The following is a 20372-nucleotide window of genomic DNA, read 5'->3' on the forward strand; positions in this document are numbered from 1 at the left end:
GACGCAAGTCAGTCCCGGCTGTTGTCGATGAGATACATCATCGCATTGACGGCTGCCGCCGCAATCGGACTGCCGCCCTTCGTCCCCTCTACCGTGATGTAGGGGATCCGGCCGTTCTTCGCGAGTTCCGCCTTGGAATCCGCCGCACCGACGAAACCGACAGGGATGCCGACGATGCAGGCTGGACGCACGCCTTCCTCCAGAGCGAGGCGCAGGACCTCAAAGAGTGCCGTCGGAGCATTGCCGATGGCGACGATATTGCCGTCCAGCGCATGGTCAAAGGAGCGCATGGCTGCCATCGACCGCGTGATGCCGAGCTCCTTGGCCTTCGTCGCCACCTCGGGATCTGCGATCCGGCAGTGCACCTCGCCGCCGAAGGAGGCGAGCTTGCGCTTGTTGATGCCCGTGCGTACCATCTCGACATCCGTATAAATATCGCAGCCGGCAGCCAGTGCCTTCATGCCCGCCGCAATGGCATCATCCGACATGCGGATGATTGGCGCGTATTCGACGTCGCCGGCCGCATGGATGATGCGCGAATAGACCTTGACGGCCTCGGGCGAAAGATGCAGTCCCGCAAGATGCGGTGCGATGATTTCCATGCTGCGATTCTCAATGGCCATGGGTTTCTTGATAAATTCCATCAATGGTTCTCCTCCACAAATGACAGCACATCTTCATACGTATGTGCCAGATGATCGTATTGCAGGACCGGCCTGTCGATGACGATGACCGGGAGATGCAGGGCAGCAGCAGCAGCCAGCTTCGTATCCGTGCCGCCGATCGTGCCGCTGTTTTTCGTGACAATGACGTTGGCATGATACTTCTTGAAAAGTTCCCGATTGAGCTCCGTCGAAAACGGCCCCTGCAGGGCCACGACCTGCTTTGGCGTAAGTCCCAGCTCCTCACAGAGCGTCAGCACCTCCGCCGTCGGCAGGACCCTTGCGATGAGCGTGCAGTCTGCCAGAGCCCCGGCCTCCGTGAATTTCTTCAGGTTCCGGCTGCCCGTCGTCAGGAAGATCACACGTCCGCGCGCGGCAGCCTCAGCGGCTGCTTCCTCGTAGCTGTGCACCACGACAATGCCCTCATACGAAAGCTCGGTCAGCGAACGCTCGTAGCGGATGTACGGGATGCCGAGCCTGCGGCAGGCGGACATGGCATTCTGCGAGACATGAACGGCATACGGATGACTGGCATCGACAAAGAGGCGGATACCGTGTGCCTGCAGATACTGCACGAGGCCTTCCTCATCGAGCGGCTCGTCGTTGATGACGAGCCTGCTGCCGCCGGCCGCTGCCAGCAGCTGCTCGCCGTAATGGCTGACGACGGAAGCCGTGACCGCATGGCCGCGTTCCAGCAGGAGCCTCGTGAGCTCGCGGCCGTCCTGCGTGCCCGCTGCTACGAAAATCATAAGCCCTGCTCCTTGTTCTCATAACCGCGCGGCGTAATCATATAGCCTTCCTTGACATACGTCTTGGAATTGCCGATGATGACCAGCGAGAACATGTTGATCTCTTCCTTCGTAAAATCCGCCAGCGTTGAGATGATCTTGTTCTGTCCCTCGCGGCTCGCGGCCGTGACGATGCCGACCGGCGTATCCGGACGCTTGTGACGCAGCATGATTTCGCGGATCTCTTCGATATTCTGCACGCGCTTGCGGCTCTTCGGATTGTAGAGCGCAACGACGAAATCACCCGCAGCCGCCATCTCGGCGCGCTTGCAGATGAGCTCCCAGGGCGTCAGGAGGTCCGACAGGCTGATGACGGCAAAGTCATGCATGAGTGGTGCGCCGAGTACGGATGCCGCCGCATTGACAGCCGATACGCCGGCGATGATGCCGCCGAATTCCGGACGCTCGGCCTTGTCCCGCTTGAGCAGGAGCTCGAGCACGAGTCCGGCCATGCCGTAGACACCGGCATCGCCGCTTGAGACGACGACCGTATCCGCGCCGCCGGCCGCTTCTTCCACCGCCATGCGGCAGCGGTCGATTTCCTGCATCATGGCCGTGCCGATGACCTTCTTATCCGCCAGCAGCGGCTCAACGAGTCGGATATATGTATTGTAGCCAGCCACGACATCGGCTGCTTCGATGGCTTTGCGTGCCCGCGGCGTCATATCTTCCAAACTGCCCGGACCAATGCCAATCACAGTAATCTTGCCCATGAAAAACCTCCTGAAAAATCCATTGTCCTGCTCCAAGCAAAACTCTTTTCCAATTATACCATAAACAACGGCTATGCCCTAGTCCCTGCCGCTCAGCTGCCCCAGGCCAGCGCCACCGTCACGCCCGCAAAGCGTGTCTTGAGCAGCGCAAAGTGCACGCGCCCTTTACTGCAGCAGGCGGCTGCCGCTTCGCAGACATTGCCGACGCCGATGGTCTTCTTGACAAAAGGCGACTCCTGCAGGCCGTAAGCGGCAATGGCCTCTGCCAGCTCCTTCTGCGAGAAAAAATGAAGAGGACGTGCCAGTTCAGCGGCAGCTGCCAGCAGGCCGGCTTCGTCCGACTTGACGTCCGTGCTGCCGAGAGCGGCAATGCGCGCCAGCGGCATGCCGATGCGCCGGCAGGCTTCCTGCAGAGCCTCCAGGATGTGTGCGGCGCTCATGCCTCGCTTGCAGCCGACACCTGCCAGAAGAGGCCTCGGCACGAGGCAGAGCACATCATCCGGCACAGCCTGCAGAGGCGGCAGTTCCCGCTCTGGTGCAAGGATGACAGCCGGCCCCTTCTGCACGGCCCGCCCGTCTTGGATCTGCCAGTCGAGGCCGTGTGCAGTCAGCCAGCCCTCATATGTTTCCCTCGCAGGCATCCCCGGGGAAACGTAATACGGAAGAGGCCGCTTCTCGAGCAGGGCCGTATTGACCGTCTGGATATGCGGCTTTGGCCAGGGCCTGAGCCCGAGGCCTGAGGCCCAGGCGTCGGGCGCCATGAGGCCTTCCACATCGGTGGCCGTCGTGATGACGGGATCCGCGCCTAGCGCCCCCGCCAGCAGGTGTGTCAAGCTGTTGGCCCCGCCCACGTGGCCGGAAAGCAAGCTGATGACGTGATGTCCCTGTTCGTCGAGCACCACAACGGCAGGATCCTCGAGCTTGTTCCTGAGCAGCGGCGCAATCATGCGCACGACGATGCCCGTGGCCATGATGAACACCATAGCCTCGACGCGCGGAAATACCTGCTGCACGGCAGGACGCAGACGTGCAAAGCCATGGATCTTATCCGCCGCAGCAGGCAGAGAAGCGGCAGGAGCATCCTGCAGGGCCAGAAAGCGTTCGGGCAGAAAAAGCTCTGCACCTTCCTCCAGACAGGAAAGCACGCGTCCAGCACACTGCACGCCCTGCTGCGTCAGTGCAAAGACCGCCGTCCTCATTTCGAGGCCTTGCGGAACATATGCGAGAATTCCGGCGCGTAAAGGCGTGACAGCTCGTAATCGGAGCCGAGGCAGCGACTGACGACAATCATGGCCGTGCGGTCAATGCCTTTGCCCTCGATGGCCTCACAGATGGTGGAAAGCGTGGCGCGCACGATTTTCTGATCCGGCCACGAAGCCTTCTGCACGATGGCAATCGGCGTCGTTTCCTCATAGCCGCCGGCGATGAGTTCCTTGACGACATCCTCGAGCATCGTGATGGAAAGGAAGATGCACATCGTCGCCTGATGCGCAGCCAGACTCCGAAGCTTCTCGCGCTCCGGCACCGGCGTGCGGCCTTCTTGGCGCGTGATGATGACGGTCTGCGAGATGCCGGGCAGCGTGTATTCCTGCTTCAAAGCCGCTGCTGTAGCCAGGAACGAACTGACGCCCGGGACGACATCATAGGCGATGCCGCGCTTCTCGAAGGCATCCATCTGTTCCTGGATGGCTCCGTAGATGGCGGGATCACCCGTATGCAGGCGCACGGTCATCTTGCCCGCCTGCTCGGCTTCTTCCACGGCTGCCACGACCTCCGGCAGCGTCATATGCGCAGAGTTCAGGATCTTGGCATCACTGCGGCAGCAGTCGAGCAGCTGCGGATTGACGAGCGAGCCCGCATAGATGACGACATCGGCTTCCTTTAGATAGCGCTGTCCCTTGACCGTTATGAGTTCCGGGTCGCCGGGACCTGCTCCAACAATATGAACCATTCAGTTCGTTCCTCCTTTTGTGCAAGTGATGATGTAGATGGGATTCATGGCCTTGGCCATGTCGTACGGACCGACGCGCTGCAGGCGGCTGACCTGCACCTGGATGGCATCGTACGTATAGATGTCCTCGTGACGGCGCATGAAGGAAATGGCAGTCATAACCGTCTGCAGCGTGATGCAGTTGAGAACGATGCGTCCTCCCGGCACGAGCTTTTCCGTCACGGCCTCGAGAATGGCATTGAGGTGCTTGCCGCTGCCGCCGATCAGCACGACGTTGGGCGCTGGCAGTTCGTCAAGACCTGCTGGAGCTTCCGCATGCAGTGCCTCGACATTCGCAATGCCGAAGTGTTTCTTGTTCGCCTCGATGAGTGCGACGGCTTCCGCATTGCGCTCGAGGGCATATACCCTGCCTTCAGGCGCCAGATTGGCCGCCTCGATGGAAAGAGAGCCCGTACCGGCTCCGATGTCATAGACGATATCTGCACGGTGGATATGCGCCTTGACGATTGTCAGGATGCGAATCTCCTGCTTTGTCATCGGCACATTGCCGCGAATGAATTGGGCGTCATCGATGCCAAATTCCATAAGATTTCCTCCTCTCAAGCTTCTGGACTCGTGCTCTCCTGCGGCTCCGGTGCCACGACGACGAGCACGGAGCTCGCGACTTCCGGCAGGGAAGCCGCTTCGCCGAGCGTCGTCGCCGTAACCGCTTCATCCTCATAGGAGAGACGGGCGCAGATGTAAAGTCCTGTATCCGCGGGCCAGCCGGCTGCCAGCAGGATGGCGGGAATCGTATGCGAGGTGTAATGCGCATCCGTCAAGAGTCCGAGGATGCGCCCGGGCCGGTATGCAAGTTGCGCATCCTGAGGCCGCCTGCCGTGGAAGGACAGGAGAGTCGCTTCATGCCAGGGCAGGGCCAGCCGCGCAAAGGCCAGCTGCATCGCGCTGATTCCCGGGATCACCTCCAGGCAGGCAGGCGGGAAGCAGCGGCGCAGCGCATCGAGCAGCGAATAATAGCCGGGATCGCCCGATACCATGACCACGACATCAGAGGTCACAAGACGGCTTTTGATGAACGCCATGACACCTGCAATATCCCGCGTTACCGCCATGGTTTCCTGCCCGCTGCCAGCCGGCCGGGCAAACTGTGCGAGCGCACGGCGGCCGCCCACGAGCACGCGGGCCTCCTCTATGGCAGCCCGGGCCGCGGGAACCATGTAATGAGGATTCCCCGGGCCGATGCCGGCTACGACGATGCGATGCGATGGCAGCGCTGCCCGTTCCTGGTTCAGACCTTCTGATTCCATCCGTAATCCCTCCCGATTGCTTCCGCTGTTTCATTCATGCCAAGGAGCTCGCCCTGCATGGTCATCATGGCCACACCGACCTGCATGCGCCCGAACAAGTAGCGCTCAGCACGCTCACCGGCACGCTCCGCCAAGGTGTGGCAAACGCCTGGCAGGAGTCCCGCTTCCCGCAGGACCGCCAGGGCATCTTCTGTCGTATTGCTCGCGAGGACCCTTTGCACATCCTGCGTCTCAAGGCCCGCCGCAGCGCCATACGCCGCCATCGTTTCGAGACGCGCATCGGCGATGCGGTTATGCGTATAAAAAATTCCCGCGGCCACTTTGACGAGCTTGCCGATATGCCCGAGAAGCAGCACGCGGGAAACATGACGGTCGGCAGCTGCTTCAAGCAGGAAGCCGATGAAATTGCTGGTCTCGACGATGGCTTCCCGCGGCAGGCCCCAGGAAAGGGCCAGACGCTCGCCGATCTTGCCCGGCACGAAGACGAGGTCCCGATAACCCGCTGCCAGCGCCACATCAATCTGCGGCACCAGCGAATTCTTGAAGCCCTCTTCCGACATAGGGCGCAGGACGCCCGTCGTACCGATGACGGAAATGCCGCCTTCGATGCCGAGCACGGGATTGAGCGTCTTCCTGGCCAGTTCCCGCCCGGCTGGGATTGCAATCGTGACGGAAAGGCCCGCACTCGTGCCGAGGACATCTTCTGCCGCCCGGCGCATGAGCCTGCGCGGTCCCGGATTGATGGAAGGCTCGCCGACGGGTACCGAAAGGCCCGGCTTCGTCACCGTGCCGATACCCTCTCCCGCCGCAAAGCGCATGGGCTCCTCATCCTCCCGCCGGCAAACCGTCGTGAAGACTGAAACGCCATTCGTGATATCGGGGTCGTCACCGGACTCCTTGATGACTTCAGCCTGCAGCCCCTGCTGCGTGCGGCAGACCGCACGCACGGGTATCGTCAGCATCGTGCCGTCAAGCGCCATAAGCGTCACGACCTGCCACGGCCTGCCCTGCGCATAAAGCAGGGCAGCCTTGACACCAGCCGCTGCACAGGCCCCGGTGGTATAGCCGCCGCGCAAAGCCTTCTCGCCCATCTCTCATCCTCCTTTGAAAAATCATGTTCTCCTGCCGGTCAGGCAATCAGCGCAGCTGGCGATTGAGAAAGTCGCGTCCAAACACCGTCAGCGTGTAGTAGAGCCCGACGAGGAACGGGATGTATTCGGCAATCAAGCGCCAGCAGACGGCCACGATGCCGACGGTACCCGCCGGAACCGTGTCGCTGAACAGCAGCACAAAACCGCCCTCTGCGACGCCGGAGCCGCCCGGCGTCGGCGTGAAGTACAGCAGCATGTTCAAGAAGATCATACGTCCCATGACGCTGTACCAGTCAGCATCCGTGACGCCAAGTCCCAGCAGCAGGCAGGGCACAATGGCATAAATGCAGAGCAGGTTGAGCCCTGACTCCACGAAGACCAGCAGCATGGATTTCGGCGAAGCCGCGAGCAGGGCGATGGCGCTCTTCGTATCGCGGTAGAAGGCGAAAACCTTGATGCGGCGCTGACGCTTCATGTTTCGCGTCAGCCGGATGACGAGGTAATCGAGATAGCCGCGCCTTGCTCCCACCACCATGATGACGATGACGACGAAGGCCGTGATCGTGATGGCCATCAACGTATCGTTCGAGATGCCGGGCACGATGCCTGAATCATGCATGAAAATGAAGGGCATGCATAAAATCAGGAAGAAAATGGACAGGATGGTCCGCACGATGACCAGGACGGCAGCTTTGCCCGTCGGCACGCCCGCATGGCGCAGGAACATGAGCTGTGCGACAGCGCCGCCCGTAGCGCCCGGGGTCAGGAGCGCCAGGAAGTAATTGCCGAATATGACCTGCACCGCCTGATAGAGCGTGATTTTCTCACCCGAGATCTTCACGAGATGCATCAGACGGCTGCCATCAAAGAAGAGTCCCAATGAAACCGCAAACAGGGCCAGTGCAATCGACCAGCTCTTGAACCGGTCGAGATTCTTGAGCGTATGGATATCGACCGTCGTGTAAATGACCGTTCCCGAAATCACGAGCACGAGCAGGATCAATATGAAAAAACGCTTGTAAAACTTATTCATGAAAACTCCATTCCTGCCGGCACATCGCCTTACGGCCGGGCGACGTACTCCTCATGAGCCGCAAAGGCATTGTGGTTGTGGATCGACTCATAATTCTCACATGCCAGGGAAAACCAGGCGATGCCAGGCAGCTTGCGCAGGGCAAGCACCGTATCGCGCAGGATATCCTCCACGAATTTCGGATTCTCGTAAGCGGCTTCCGTCACGTATTTCTCATCCTCGCGCTTGAGCAGCGGATAGATGGGTGACGACCCCTGAGCCTCCACGAGCTTTGCCAGATCCTCGATGAAAATGCATTCTTCTCCCGGCTGGAAACGGACTTCCACGCGGCAGACCGAACGCTGGTTATGCGCCCCGTAAGCGGAGATTTCCTTGCTGCAGGGGCAGAGAGAGGTAAACGGCACATCGACGCCGAGCTCAAAACCCATGGCCTCCCCCCGCCGCTTCGTCCCCTTGAAGCGGCAATCGAGGTCAAGGATGGAACGGCGTCCACTGACTGGTGCATACTTGTCAATGAAGTATTTGAACGCGAGCTCTACTTCTGCCGACTGGGCATCGAGTCGTTCCAACGCCTCCTCCAGCATGGCTTCCATTTCCGGTTCAGCCAGCGGCTTCGTACTCCACGGCATGAGGATCTCGAGGAAACGGCTCATATGCGTGCCCTTGTACTCCATCGGCAGCGACACCGTAAAGCGGATACGCGCCAGCACCTGCTGGAAACCGCCATCCTTTGTCTTGATCAGGAACGGCAGATGCGCATCCTTGATGCCGACGCGCTGGATGGCGATGCCACGGGCATCTGTCTGATTCTGTACGTCACGCATCAGATATCCCTCGTCTCATACGGGACGGGATCTTTGACGCCCGCTTCCGCAAAGCCGCGCAGGCGCAGCTTGCAGCTGTCGCAGACACCACAGGCCTTCTCGCCGCCCTTGTAGCAGCTGTGCGTAAACTGGAACGGCGCACCAAGCTTCGTGCCCAAAAGGACGATATCTTTCTTCGAAAGATCCTGCAGCGGCGTCTCGATGGTAATGTGCTGTCCCTTGACAGCCGTGGCCGTCGTCGCATAATCCGCCAGCGCCTGGAACTTCTGGATGAATTCCGGGCGGCAGTCCGGGTAGCCCGAATAATCGACGGAATTGACGCCAATGTAGACATGCGTTGCGCCGAGCACTTCCGCATAGCCCATCGCATACGAAAGGAAAATCAGGTTGCGGGCCGGCACGTACGTCGGCGGCACCGACGTGCGGTTAACATCGCCTTCCGGCACCTCGATGTGCTCGTCTGTCAGTGCCGAACCGCCAATGGCCTCCATGTTCGTCTCGATGATCAGATGTTTCTTGACACCGTAAAAGGCGGCTATCTTCTTCGCGCCCTCAAGTTCAATACTGTGACGCTGGTGATAATTGAAACTGATGGGATATACCTCATATCCCTTGGACTTGGCGACTGCCATGCACGTGCAGCTGTCAAGGCCTCCCGAAAGTAAAACGACTGCTTTTTCCATATCTCTGGATACTCCTTACCCGGCGGGAATTGCCGGACTGAATCTAAAATTGAAACAGGGACATCTCCTCAGGCATCGCCACGAATGGCCGCGATGGCCTTGGCCACATCATCAGTGCCATAGATGGCAGAACCGGCTACGAGAACATTGGCACCGGCCTGGCGGACCAGCTTGCTCGTTTCCGCGTTGATGCCGCCATCGACTTCGATGTCGCAGTCAAAGCCCATATCCTGGATCGTGTGGCGCAGCATGTGGATCTTGTCAAGCTGCGACTCGATGAATTTCTGGCCGCCGAAGCCCGGATTCACCGTCATGATGAGAACCATGTCGAGATCCTGCAGCAGTTCCTCGATCATCGCGAGACTCGTCCCCGGATTCACGGCGATGCCTGCCTTGCAGCCAGCGGCCTTGATCTGCTGGACGATGCGATGGCTGTGCTTTGCAGCCTCGACATGGAACGTGATGATGTCAGCACCGGCATCAGCAAAGGCCTCAATCTGCGTCTCAGGATGCTCGACCATGAGATGCACATCAAAGACGGCCTCCGACGTCTTGCGCAGGCTCTTGACGACCGGCGAACCGAGCGTGATATTCGGCACGAACGTGCCGTCCATAACATCGATGTGAATGTATTCCGCACCGGCGTCCGTCACGCGCTTGACTTCTTCAGCCAGGCGGGAAAAATCAGCCGACAGGATGGATGGTGCAATCTTAATCATTTATATTCCTTCTTTCTCGCGAGCAATTGACCTTCTTTTATTTCCGACAGGATGTTCAGATATGCCTGATAGCGTTCCTCGTCAATCGCGCCTTTTTCCACGGCTTCCTTGACGGCACAGCCTGGTTCATGGCTGTGGCTGCAGGGCTGGAAGCGGCAGGCGCCAAGGTAAGGACGGAACTCCGGGAAGCAGTCCGGCAGATCCGCCGTATCGAGTTCCATGAGTTCCATTGCGCTGAAACCGGGCGTATCGACAATGTAGCCTCCCTCATACGGCAGCAGTTCCGCCACACGGGTCGTATGACGCCCGCGCTTGATCTTGTCGCTGACCTTGCCGGTCTGCAGCGAGAGCGACGGATCGATGGTATTCATCAGCGAGGATTTTCCCACACCGGAAGGGCCGGCAAAAACGGAAATCTCACCGCGCAGGCGGTCGCGGAGTTCCTCAATGCCCGCTCCCGTATGCGCCGAGACGCGCAGAACAGGATAGCCGATACGCTCGTAGGCCGAGAGGAATGCTTCCCAGGGACTGTTGAGGAGATCCATCTTATTCACGCAGATCATGATCTTCTCAATGCCGGACCATTCCGCCAGCACGAGGAAACGGTTGAGCAGCAGCGGATGAAGATCCGGCTGAGCTGCCGCAAAGGTCAGCACGACCTGCGTGAGATTGGCCACAGCCGGACGCCGCAGCAGATTGTTGCGCGGCAGCAGCTGCTCGATGACGCCCGTGCCCTCTGGCAGGCGCTCTACAGCCACGCGGTCGCCCGGGACGACGCCCGTGCTCTTGCGCGTCTTCTTGAATTTGCCGCGCAGCTTGGAGGAGATCAATCCCTCCGACGTCACCACATAGAAAAAACTGTTGTAGGCCTTGATGACACGCCCTTCTAACATACTGCCTCTCTTTCTTTCAGCGGGAACAGAAATCAGCGTTCCTTGCCGGTTTCTCCCTGACGCACAGGAACCTTGTTCTCTCCCTGACTCGTATTCTTGCCCGGTTCCTTATTATCCTGCTTCTGGACCTGCGTCTTGGCTTCCTGCGCCACGACGAGGCTGATGCTCGTACCTTCCTCTACTTCACCGCTGGCCGGAGACTGGCGGATAACCGTGCCCGGAGCCTGACGGCTGCTCTCGTACGTCACATTGCCGACCTTGAGTCCGCGGCTCTGAAACGCCGATTTGGCTGCAGAGAGACTGCCGCCCGTCACATCGGGGATGCTGACCTTCTTCGTCTGCTTGCCCTTGCTGACCGTAATGTCGACGCTCTGGCCGCGACTGATCTTGGAGCCCGCGCGCGGATCCTGCTTGATGACCGTGCCGGCCTCCTCATCGGAGTACTTCTCATAGACCGAGCCCAGCTTCAGCCCCATCTTCTTGAGCTGCGCCTCGGCATCGGACTTCGACATGCCCGTGAGATCTGGCATCTCCACATCTTCGCCGCCCTTGCTGACGTATATCGTGACCAGGCGTTCTTCCTTGACCTTCGTGCCGCCCTCCGGAGTCTGCGATACGACCTGTCCGGCAGGCACATCGGCGTTATACGTTTCGGCGACATTGACGCGCAGTTTCTTGTCCTCGAGGATCTGGCGGGCCAGCGTCATCTGCTTGCCCGTGACGTCGGGAACCACGACCTCGGCCGTACTCCAGAACTTGCCGTAGCTCATGAAGGCGCCGACGAAGAAGCCGGCAAGCAGCACGAGCAGCAAGCCCACGATAAACTGCTTCGACTTGAAGATGGATTTTTCCTCGTGCGGCTCCTCTTCATAATCATCCTGCTCCCGCATGCGGCGCGGCGGCAGCTCTCTCATCTCCTGCACGCGCGGCAGGACCTGCGTGGCATCGGGATCAGCCGGCATGCCGACAGACGGCTGCCCACCCGTCAGTATCATGCGCTCCGCGTGCTGGATCTCCTGCACGAACTCGGCGCTTGTCGGCCGCAGCGCGGGATCCTTGCTCATGGCGCGTGCCACGAGTGCCTCAACGACCGGCGGGATTGAAGGATCCAGCTGACGTACCGAGACGGGCTCGTCCTGCAGATGCTTGACGGCAATGCTCACCGGCGTCTCACCCGTGAAAGGCAGCTTGCCCGTCAGCATTTCATAGAGCACGACGCCCAAGGAATAGACATCGGATTTCGGCGTGATCATCGTACCCTTGGCCTGCTCCGGTGAAAAATAGTGTACCGACCCCACGACGTTGCCGCTGTACGTCATCGTCGACTCCGTGACGGCGCGCGCGATGCCGAAATCCGCTACCTTCGCATGGCCGTCCGGCATCATCAGGATGTTGTGCGGCTTGATGTCGCAGTGCACAAGGTTGTTGGCATGTGCGTGCGCCAGCGCCTCGCTGATCTCACGCGCAATGCGCAGTGCCTCGCTGACGGGGAGATGGCCTTCCTGGCGGATCTTGTCCTTCAGGGTACGCCCCGGCACGTATTCCATGACGATATAGTGGTCGCCGTCGGCCACGCCGACGTCGTAGATATTGACGATATTGGGATGGGAAAGGCGGGCCGCAGCCTGAGCCTCACGCTGGAATTTCTCGATGAATTCTTTATCCTGCTTGAATTGCTCGTGCAGGATCTTGACGGCCACCGGCCGATTCAGCAACAGGTCTTTCGCTCTGTAAACATCGGCCATCCCGCCTCCGCCGATCAGCTCCTCGAGCTCATAGCGCTGATCTAAGATACGCTGTAACATATCTGTTCCCCCTACTATAGTTAATCATCTGACTCACATCAGACTCTGGATGATCCTGCGGGCAACCGGTGCCGCTTCGGTACCGCCGCCACCGGCATTCTCGACGATGACCGCAAAGACAATCTTGCGGGCAGGCAGCTGCGCTGAACCGATGAACCAGGCATGATCCTTGCCGGCGGCATTTTCCGCCGTCCCCGTCTTGCCGGTCACGCGGACGCCGCTGACCTGTGCGGCCGTTCCCGTCCCCTTGGTCACGACATCTTCCATATAGCTGTCAATCAAGGCTGCCATCTGCGGCGTCGTGGCCTTCAGCCAGGCCGAAGGCTTCGCCTCCTGGACGACAGTCCCGCCCGGCGTCACAACCTCCTGCACGAGATACGGCTTCATGATGATGCCGCCGTGAGCGAACGCATCGGCCAGGAGCGCCATGTGCATCGGCGTGACGAGCAGGGCACTCTGGCCGATGGCCGTCTGCGCCTGATCACCGGCTGACAGCGTGCCGAAAGCCGGGAAATGCGACTTGGTCATGAGAATTTCTTCTCCGATTTCCTTATCGAAACCGAAGCGCTCAAAGGCCTTTTTGAGCTTGCTGTCCCCGAGGCGCATCCCGAGCGTGCCGAACGTCACATTGCAGGATTCCGTCACGGCCTGGCGCAGGTTGAGCCTGCCGTGGACCTCGCCATGACTTTCACGTATCGTATGGCCGCCGCCAACGTCGAGGACGCCCGTGCAGTCAAAGATCTCCGCTTCATTTGTCACGCCATCCGTGAGTGCCGCATCGGCGATCATCGGCTTGATGGTAGAGCCCGGCGGATAAAGGCCCTGGACGGTACGGTTGAGCAGCGGGCTGTCTTCCTGCTGCGAAAGATTCTTCCAGTTCGATTCGATGTCATTCGGGTCGTACGAAGGCGAACTGACCATGGCCAGGACAGCTCCGGTTTCCGCATCGAGGACGACCACGGCTCCGCGCCGGTTCCCGAGGCCTGAAAAAGCCGCCTGCTGAACGCGGGAATCGATGGTCAGCCTGACATCATTGCCGCGGTCTGACTGCAGCAGCTGTGCCAGCGGCCCCAGTCGGCTCATATCACCTGTGAGTCCGAGCAGGGCCTGATTGGCATGGCCTTCGATGCCGGCACTGCCGATCTGCTCGCCATTGTAGCCCGTCACGGCAGCCATGACACTGCCGAAGGGATAGACGCGTCTGCCACCGTCCTCCGTTTCGGCAAGGACCTTGCCGTCAGACGAGAGGATCGAGCCGCGCACGATGTCTGAGCGCGCGGCCGCGCTGCGCATGTTGAGCGGATTGTGAGCAAGATCATCGGCTTCCCAGGTCGACAGGTAGATCACGTAGACCGCCAGGATACCGAACAGGACCATGCAGATGGAAGCTGCGCGCAGGACCTGCCGTTTGATTTTCCAATCAGCCATTCTTCTGCTCCTTTGACAGGGATATCAGCATGCCGAGCAACAGGAAGCCCGACACCATGGAACTGCCGCCATAACTGATGAAGGGCAACGTGATGCCCGTCAGCGGCAGGAATTTCGTGACACCGGCAATGATGATGAACGCCTGCATCAACAGCAGCGTACTGCAGCCGGCCGCCAGCAGCAAGTCCTTTTCGCGCGGGCAGGCCAGCGCGATGCAGATGCCGCGCCAGAAGGCCAGCACATAGCAGGCCATCAGCGCCAACGAAGCGACAAGGCCCATCTCCTCCGCAATGGCGGCAAAGATGAAATCCGTATGCACCTCCGGGATAAAGCCGGGATGGCCGAAGCCAAAGCCCGTCCCCCAGATGCCGCCAGTACCGAATGAGAAGAGCGACTGCACGATCTGGTAGGCCATGCCGCTTGGATCCTGCCAGGGATTCAGCCAGATATCAAAGCGCACGCGCACATGACCGAAGGCAAAATAGCAGATGACAGCGGCGAGCCCCATGAATGTCAGCGCCAGGAACACATACGAGCGGCTGCCCGTCGCCATGTAGGTCATGAGCACCGCAATGCCGAAGAACAGCAGCGCCGAACCCAGGTCGCGCTCCACGACGAACATGAGGACCGCCATGCCCCAGATGAAGATGAGCGGCGCAATGAAGCGCAGCGGCGGCAGGCGCAGGAACAGGATGCGCCTTGCCGGCATGGTCAGCACGCGGCGATGATCCGAAAGATACGCCGCGAGGAACAGCACGATGAGGATTTTGCCAAACTCCGACGGCTGAACGGAAAAGGGGCCCAGCACGAGCCAGTTCCGGCTGCCGCCAATCTCCGTGCCAAAGAGAAGCGGCAGGAAAAGGACAATCACACAGCAGATACCGAGGATATAGGGATATTCCAGCAGCCGGTGAATGCGTCCCCACAGCCGCACGAGCACGAGCATCAGGACCATGGCGATGAGCAGCCAGCGGAGCTGCGGCACGAGCAGCGAAGGCTTCAGCCGCGCGATCTCCACAACGCCGACGCTCGCGAGCGTCATGACGATTGGAAAGAGCCACGTATCAAGCTTGTGGCGCACGAGGATGGCCTGCATCATCAGGGAAAAGACGATGACGGCAGCCAGCCACGGCAGATAGGAGAGGCCGAGGAGCATATCGGGCGTGACATGCCCGATGGCCGGATTGGCCTTGAGGTACAGCACACCGAGCCCGGCGATGAGAATGCCGGCGGGTGCCAGCAGCAGGCTACCGTTCTTCATGGCGCATACACCACCACGACAGCCGTCACGTTATCACGTCCACCCGAGGCCAGCGCAGCCTCGATGAGCGCACGCGCCACATCGCCCTCCTGACGCCCGAGGATGGCGCAGATTTCCGGTTCCTGCACCATGTTCATGAGGCCGTCCGTGGCCAGCAGCAGTATGTCGCCGGGCTGGACCGTGAAACGGCCGGTATCGACGATGATGTCTGCTTCGACTCCCACGGCACGCGTCAGCACGTTCTTCTGCGGGTGGATGCGGGCTTCCTCCTCGGTGAGCTCGCCCTGTGCCACGAGATCCTCGACGTAAGAATGGTCACGTGTGACCTGATGCAGCACGCCGCCGCGCAGCAGGTAGAGACGGCTGTCGCCAACATGTGCCCAGAGTGCCTGATCGCCATCCAGATGCAGGATGGTCGCCGTCGTGCCCATCCCCTTGCAGTCCGGCCGCTCCGCAACGGTCTGCAGGATGGCGTGATTCGCCCTGTGGATGGCTGACGAGAGTTCCTGCTCGCCGATGGCCGCGCAGCCGGCAAGTTCCTGCCGCACGACCTCCACGAGGATGTGACTGGCCACTTCTCCCGCAGCATGGCCGCCCATGCCATCCGCCACCACATAGACGGACGGCTCGAATACGGCCGCACGGTCCTCGTTGATGGGGCGCACGCATCCGACATCTGTCGCTTCATAAACTCTATTCAAATTACTCACCTCTCGAACTGAAGCGTGACCAGACCAATGCGTATCTTGTCACCCGGGCGCACATAGGCTTTGCCCTCCAGTACTTTGCCATTCACGTAGGTATGATTGACGCTGCCAAGATCCTCGATGACATACTGATTGCCATGGCGATAGATGACGGCATGATGATGCGACACATAGCCTTCGGGAATGATGATATGGTTGTCGGGGCCGCGGCCGATGGCAATCTGCTCGCGAAAGGCAAAACGCTTCCCCTTGAGTTCTTTTTCCGGCGCCTCTTCTACGGACAGGACGGCCTCCGCAGGACTCGTCTCAGGAGGACGCAGGTCAGCCTTCTGCCTGCGCACCGCGCCCAGGAGTCCCTTCGCCAGTTTGACGGTAAACCACAGCAGCCACAGCAGCATGCCGTATTCCAGTATGACGCGGACCCCTTTCAAGAACCAAGCCGTTACAGGCACTTAAATCACCTCATATCGCAGGACCGTAACACCGATCCGTATCGTATCTCCATGCTGCAGACGGCAGGCATCGATGCGCTCCCCCTCCACAAAGGTACCATTCGTACTCCTGGCGTCATGAAGCTCATGGCGATGATGTTCATAGGAAATCCAGGCATGGAGCCGTGATGCCTTTGTATCCGTCAGGATGAACTCATTCTTGTCACGGCGGCCGATGTAGATCTGCTTTTCACCAAGCTCCAGATAGGCGTCGCGGTCCGGCCCCTCCACCACGGTCAGCGAGGCCAGCGGATGAAAGGCCGGCAGCGAGATCGGCCCGGCTTCATCCAGCCGCGGGCGCTCGAGCACCAGCGTATTGTCCGGTTCCTCCGGTTCGCTTTCCTGTAAGCAGCGCAGCTTGTACATGCCGCGCGAAAGCTTCCGGCTCTGCTTCATATGGATGGAGAGCCTGCCCTCCATCGTGCAGTCCTGCAGGATGAGCTGGCGGCCTACGGTCGTATAGAGCGTATCGATGACGCGCTGTGCACAGAGGCGATGGTAATCGTCGGGACAAAGATAAAAATAAAAGGCATTGTCTACCGGCGAACCGGCTCCACGCGCCTGGCGCGTGACTTCGCGCTCCACGCCATTCATGAGTTCCGCCACTTCGAGATTGCTGCTGAACCGCTTATTGAAAAATCCTTCGATGTGATTGGTCAGATAGGATTCCCATGTACCAAGTCCCATACTAAGGCTCCTTTCCTTGCGTTTCTGTCTGTCTCATTATAACAGAAAACGCAAGGGATTTATAGACAAACGTCAGTCCTTGAGGTGCTTATTGCGCAGCTGGCCGCAGGCAGCCTGTATATCTGTTCCCATCTCGCGCCGCACCGTCACCTGGATATGGTGGTCGAGCAGGTACTGTTCAAACCATTTGATGCGCGCGGCGGACGGGCGCAGCAGATGGCGTTCGACCACGGGATTGATGGGGATGAGGTTGACGCTGGCGAGCTGTCCGCGCAGGAGAGAGACGAGTTCCTGTGCCTGCTCCTCCCCGTCGTTGAGCTGGTCGATGAGAATGTATTCGTACGTCACACGCCGTTTCGTCGTCTCCGCGTAATGGCGGGCCGCCTTGACGACATCCGCGAGCGGATACTTGCGGTTGATCGGCATGAGCCTTGAGCGCAATGCGTCATTCGGTGCATGCAGGGAGACAGACAGCGAGATCGGCAGCCCCTCTTCTGCGAGCCGGTACATATTGGGAACGATTCCCGAGGTAGAAAGCGTGATGTTCCGGTACCCCATGCCGAGCGCATACGGCGCATGCAGCAGGCGGATGAAGGCGAGGACATTGTCGTAGTTCATCAATGGCTCGCCGGAGCCCATGATGACGACGGTATCAACCTTGCCCTGTCCTTCCCGGTGCAGCATCTCCTCGATGATGATGGCCTGGGAAAAGATTTCCCCGGCCGAGAGGTTGCGCGCCATGCCGTGGAGTGTCGATGCACAGAATGCACAACCCATGTTGCAGCCAGCCTGCGTCGAGACACAGATGCTGTTGCCGTACGGCTGACGCATGAGCACCGTCTCGACGGCCGTGCCGTCGTCGAACTCCAGCAGGAATTTCGTCGTGCGGCCATCGGCAGAATCCAGCCGGTCCTTTTCGCGCGGGCGGCCGATGGCGAGCGTCTCCGGCAGCGTTGCGCGCAGGTTCTTCGGCAGATTCGTCATATCGTCAAAGGAACGCGCGCCCTTCTGATACATCCACTCAGCCACCTGACGGGCGCGGTAAGACGGCACGCCGAAGGGTTTCAGCGATTCCTGGAGTTCCTCAAGTGTAAGGCCAAAGATATTCTTCACGTGTATAATCCTTTCATCCTTTCCGCTTCATCCGGCAGATGAAGAAGCCATCCGTGCCATCCACCTGCGGCATGAGCTGCACCATCCTTGCCTGCTGATGAACGCTCGGCAGCGGCAAAAACGCCCCCGTCGTCTCGAGCTCAAATTCCGGATGTTCTTCAAGGAAGCGGCTCACGACGGCCTGATTCTCTGCCAGCTCGATGGTGCACGTACTGTAGACGAGAACGCCGCCGGGCTTGACGGCCTTGGACGCACCCTCGAGGATCTCCAGCTGCAGGTGCGGCAGAGCCTCGATTTCCTGCTGGGTCTTGCGCCAGCGGGCATCCGGCTTGCGGCGCAGCACGCCGAGTCCCGAGCACGGTGCATCGATGAGCACGCGGTCTGCCATGCCCGCATAGTACTCACCGGCCTCCCTGGCATCGAGGCGCTGTGTCTCGATGATGTGGATGCCCAGCCGGCTGGCGTTCTCTTCGATACGCAGCAGCTTGTGATCGTAGACATCGCCTGCCACGATGCGTCCCTCGTCATGCATCAGAGCGGCAAGGTGCGTCGTCTTGCCGCCCGGGGCCGCGCAGCAGTCGAGCACGAATTCTCCGGGCTGCGGCCGGACGACATGCGCGACCAGCATGGAGCTTTCATCCTGGACCTGGCAGAGTCCCTGCTGGAGAGGCGCGAGTTCATCGAGAGCTCCGTGCTTTGTGATGAGCAAGCCTTCAGGCGCCCAGCGGGAAAGCTCCACCACAGCTCCTGACTGCTCGAGCGCTGCCTTCAGTTCCTCGCGCCCGATGCGCAGCGTGTTCGTGCGCACGGAGAGAACGGGCTGCTCGTTGTCAAACGCACAAATCTTCTCAGCCGCCTCAAAGCCAAACGTCCTGACCCAGTGGCGCACGAGCCATTCCGGGTGCTGGCTGCGCAGCGCCAGTCCCTCGGTCGCATGCCCCTTGCCTTCGGGGAAAGCCGCCCGCTGCGGCTCACGCACAGCTGTCCGCAGCACGCCATTGACGAAGCCCGAAAGCCCCTTCATGCCCATGCCCTTGGCAAGTTCCACCGACGTATTGCAGACGGCCGAGGCTGGAACCTTATCGAGATAAAAAAGCTGGTAGAGGCCGAGATGCAGGATTTCCCGCACCAATGGCTGGATCTTGCGGACAGGGCGCTTCACGTAGCGGCGCAGGATCCAATCGAGCGTACCGCCGGCTTTCACCGCTCCGTAGACGAGCTCCGTGACAAAGCGGCGGTCCTGCTCCGAGATTTTTGCCTGACGCAGTGCCCTGGCAAGCGCCACATTGGCATAGGCGCCATTTTCATGTACTTCATATAAGATGCGGACCGCCGTCTCGCGCGCTTTATCCATCATGATTCTTACTTCTCCTGTCCTTTGTCCGCAGCTTCCTTCTGCGGCGGCGCAGGCTCTCCCTTAGCCGCCTTTTCCTGCGGGATGATGATCTTTTCAAGCTGGGCCCTCACTTCCGCCATATCGACATGGGTGTTGTAACAGGGCCCGTTGGGCCGGATGTTGAGCACCCCCACGGCCGGCAGCGGATAGACATCCTGGATGCCGCTCATGAGGTCGCGCTCGCAGGCAATGGCCAGCACGGCCTTGGGGCGCGTCTTGTAGACGATCTGACGGGCCAGCGTGCCGCCGGTCGCCACGAAGAAGTGGAAGCCCATCTCGTGCGATAACGTCACAAGGGCCCCGATGTCGCAGCCGCCGCAGCGCTTGCAGTTCTCGGGGTCCCTGGTGATCTTGTGCGGGCACGAGGCCAGCTGCAGGCAGTGCGGTGTCACGACGAGCAGACGGTCTGCCGGCACGCGAATGCCCATGCGGTTGAAGAGCAGGTTGCTGACTGCGATGAACGAGCCTTCGAGGCGGCGCCGCGAAATGCCGAAAACCTTCCCGAGGCGCACGGCCAGCGGAAAGAGCATGTTGATGAGCTCATACGTCTGCTTCTGCAGGAACGGCACATACGGCAGGCCAGCCACGGCCAGCACCATATTGAAGATGCCGAGGAAAGCCACGACCACGACCGCCGTCACGATGGCGCCGAGGATCCATGGCAGGGCAGGCTGTATGGAGGCCAGCCCCGGCACACCGATATACCAGATGATGTAGAGCGCAACAGCCATCAGGATGGTTGTCAGCGAGAGCATGCCAATGAAGAGCCGCTTCTTCGGCCGGCCCGGCATTGTGATCTTCTTCTTGTTCTGCACCATGA

The 20372-nt window shown here is 60.1% G+C and carries 22 protein-coding genes; all 22 read right to left on the minus strand.

The features are described from left to right. Nucleotides 1-8 precede the first annotated feature (8 nt). The 22 genes from DWZ54_RS08750 to DWZ54_RS08855 all read right to left on the minus strand — a co-directional run bounded on the left by DWZ54_RS08750 (nt 9) and on the right by DWZ54_RS08855 (nt 20370). Nucleotides 9-644, minus strand: a complete 636-nt coding sequence (locus DWZ54_RS08750; RefSeq protein WP_118475612.1) for a precorrin-8X methylmutase — start codon at nt 642-644, stop codon at nt 9-11. Beyond that, entirely contained in the window at nt 644-1411 is a 768-nt protein-coding gene (cobK, locus tag DWZ54_RS08755) for a precorrin-6A reductase (protein WP_118475614.1), read from the minus strand. Before cobK ends, DWZ54_RS08750 begins: the two co-directional genes overlap by 1 nt. After that, entirely contained in the window at nt 1408-2163 is a 756-nt protein-coding gene (gene cobJ, locus DWZ54_RS08760; RefSeq protein ID WP_118013961.1) for a precorrin-3B C(17)-methyltransferase, read from the minus strand. Before cobJ ends, cobK begins: the two co-directional genes overlap by 4 nt. Before the next feature lie 92 nt (nt 2164-2255). Then, nucleotides 2256-3362: a cobalt-precorrin 5A hydrolase gene (locus DWZ54_RS08765; protein WP_118475616.1), complete on the minus strand. Its 1107-nt coding sequence runs from the start codon at nt 3360-3362 to the stop codon at nt 2256-2258. Next, complete coding sequence (gene cobM / locus DWZ54_RS08770; protein ID WP_118013957.1) at nt 3359-4114, minus strand: precorrin-4 C(11)-methyltransferase; 756 nt, start codon at nt 4112-4114, stop codon at nt 3359-3361. The genes DWZ54_RS08765 and cobM overlap by 4 nt, the downstream gene beginning before the upstream one ends. Then, nucleotides 4115-4699: a precorrin-6Y C5,15-methyltransferase (decarboxylating) subunit CbiT gene (cbiT, locus tag DWZ54_RS08775; protein WP_118013955.1), complete on the minus strand. Its 585-nt coding sequence runs from the start codon at nt 4697-4699 to the stop codon at nt 4115-4117. Between the two features lie 14 nt (nt 4700-4713). Continuing rightward, nucleotides 4714-5421: a precorrin-6y C5,15-methyltransferase (decarboxylating) subunit CbiE gene (cbiE, locus tag DWZ54_RS08780; protein ID WP_118475618.1), complete on the minus strand. Its 708-nt coding sequence runs from the start codon at nt 5419-5421 to the stop codon at nt 4714-4716. Then, nucleotides 5403-6512 (minus strand): cobalt-precorrin-5B (C(1))-methyltransferase CbiD, encoded by a 1110-nt coding sequence (cbiD, locus tag DWZ54_RS08785; RefSeq protein ID WP_118475620.1) that lies wholly within the window; start codon nt 6510-6512, stop codon nt 5403-5405. The genes cbiE and cbiD overlap by 19 nt, the downstream gene beginning before the upstream one ends. A 46-nt stretch (nt 6513-6558) precedes the next feature. Further along, nucleotides 6559-7545, minus strand: a complete 987-nt coding sequence (locus DWZ54_RS08790) for a lysylphosphatidylglycerol synthase transmembrane domain-containing protein (protein ID WP_118475622.1) — start codon at nt 7543-7545, stop codon at nt 6559-6561. A gap of 29 nt (nt 7546-7574) precedes the next feature. Next, entirely contained in the window at nt 7575-8369 is a 795-nt protein-coding gene (gene folE2 / locus DWZ54_RS08795; protein ID WP_118475624.1) for a GTP cyclohydrolase FolE2, read from the minus strand. Further along, entirely contained in the window at nt 8369-9052 is a 684-nt protein-coding gene (queC, locus tag DWZ54_RS08800; RefSeq protein WP_118475626.1) for a 7-cyano-7-deazaguanine synthase QueC, read from the minus strand. Before queC ends, folE2 begins: the two co-directional genes overlap by 1 nt. A 68-nt stretch (nt 9053-9120) precedes the next feature. Next, complete coding sequence (gene rpe, locus DWZ54_RS08805) at nt 9121-9771, minus strand: ribulose-phosphate 3-epimerase (RefSeq protein ID WP_118475628.1); 651 nt, start codon at nt 9769-9771, stop codon at nt 9121-9123. After that, nucleotides 9768-10664 (minus strand): ribosome small subunit-dependent GTPase A, encoded by an 897-nt coding sequence (gene rsgA, locus DWZ54_RS08810; protein WP_118475630.1) that lies wholly within the window; start codon nt 10662-10664, stop codon nt 9768-9770. The genes rpe and rsgA overlap by 4 nt, the downstream gene beginning before the upstream one ends. Before the next feature lie 32 nt (nt 10665-10696). Next, on the minus strand, nt 10697-12469 hold the full coding sequence (gene pknB, locus DWZ54_RS08815; RefSeq protein ID WP_118475632.1) for a Stk1 family PASTA domain-containing Ser/Thr kinase: 1773 nt from the start codon (nt 12467-12469) through the stop codon (nt 10697-10699). Between the two features lie 33 nt (nt 12470-12502). Beyond that, complete coding sequence (locus tag DWZ54_RS08820) at nt 12503-13897, minus strand: penicillin-binding protein 2 (RefSeq protein WP_118475634.1); 1395 nt, start codon at nt 13895-13897, stop codon at nt 12503-12505. Further along, entirely contained in the window at nt 13890-15158 is a 1269-nt protein-coding gene (locus tag DWZ54_RS08825; protein ID WP_118475636.1) for an FtsW/RodA/SpoVE family cell cycle protein, read from the minus strand. Before DWZ54_RS08825 ends, DWZ54_RS08820 begins: the two co-directional genes overlap by 8 nt. Beyond that, nucleotides 15155-15859, minus strand: coding sequence for a Stp1/IreP family PP2C-type Ser/Thr phosphatase (locus tag DWZ54_RS08830; protein ID WP_370245764.1), 705 nt, complete (start codon nt 15857-15859; stop codon nt 15155-15157). Before DWZ54_RS08830 ends, DWZ54_RS08825 begins: the two co-directional genes overlap by 4 nt. Nucleotides 15860-15864: 5 nt before the next feature. After that, nucleotides 15865-16317, minus strand: coding sequence for an FHA domain-containing protein (locus DWZ54_RS08835; RefSeq protein ID WP_233519415.1), 453 nt, complete (start codon nt 16315-16317; stop codon nt 15865-15867). Then, on the minus strand, nt 16318-17043 hold the full coding sequence (locus DWZ54_RS08840; protein WP_118475639.1) for an FhaA domain-containing protein: 726 nt from the start codon (nt 17041-17043) through the stop codon (nt 16318-16320). It abuts the gene before it with no gap. A 72-nt stretch (nt 17044-17115) separates the two neighbouring features. Next, nucleotides 17116-18156, minus strand: coding sequence for a 23S rRNA (adenine(2503)-C(2))-methyltransferase RlmN (gene rlmN / locus DWZ54_RS08845; RefSeq protein WP_118475641.1), 1041 nt, complete (start codon nt 18154-18156; stop codon nt 17116-17118). 13 nt (nt 18157-18169) lie between these two features. Further along, the gene (gene rsmB / locus DWZ54_RS08850) at nt 18170-19510 is read right to left on the minus strand and encodes a 16S rRNA (cytosine(967)-C(5))-methyltransferase RsmB (RefSeq protein WP_118475673.1); all 1341 of its coding nucleotides are present in this window, start codon (nt 19508-19510) and stop codon (nt 18170-18172) included. Nucleotides 19511-19518: 8 nt separating this feature from the next. Further along, nucleotides 19519-20370 carry a DUF116 domain-containing protein gene (locus DWZ54_RS08855; protein ID WP_118475643.1) on the minus strand — a complete coding sequence of 284 codons (852 nt, stop codon included), beginning with the start codon at nt 20368-20370 and terminating at the stop codon, nt 19519-19521. Nucleotides 20371-20372 lie beyond the last annotated feature (2 nt).

The sequence above is a fragment of the Mitsuokella sp. AF33-22 genome, assembly GCF_003475755.1.
Lineage (GTDB): Bacteria > Bacillota > Negativicutes > Selenomonadales > Selenomonadaceae > Mitsuokella.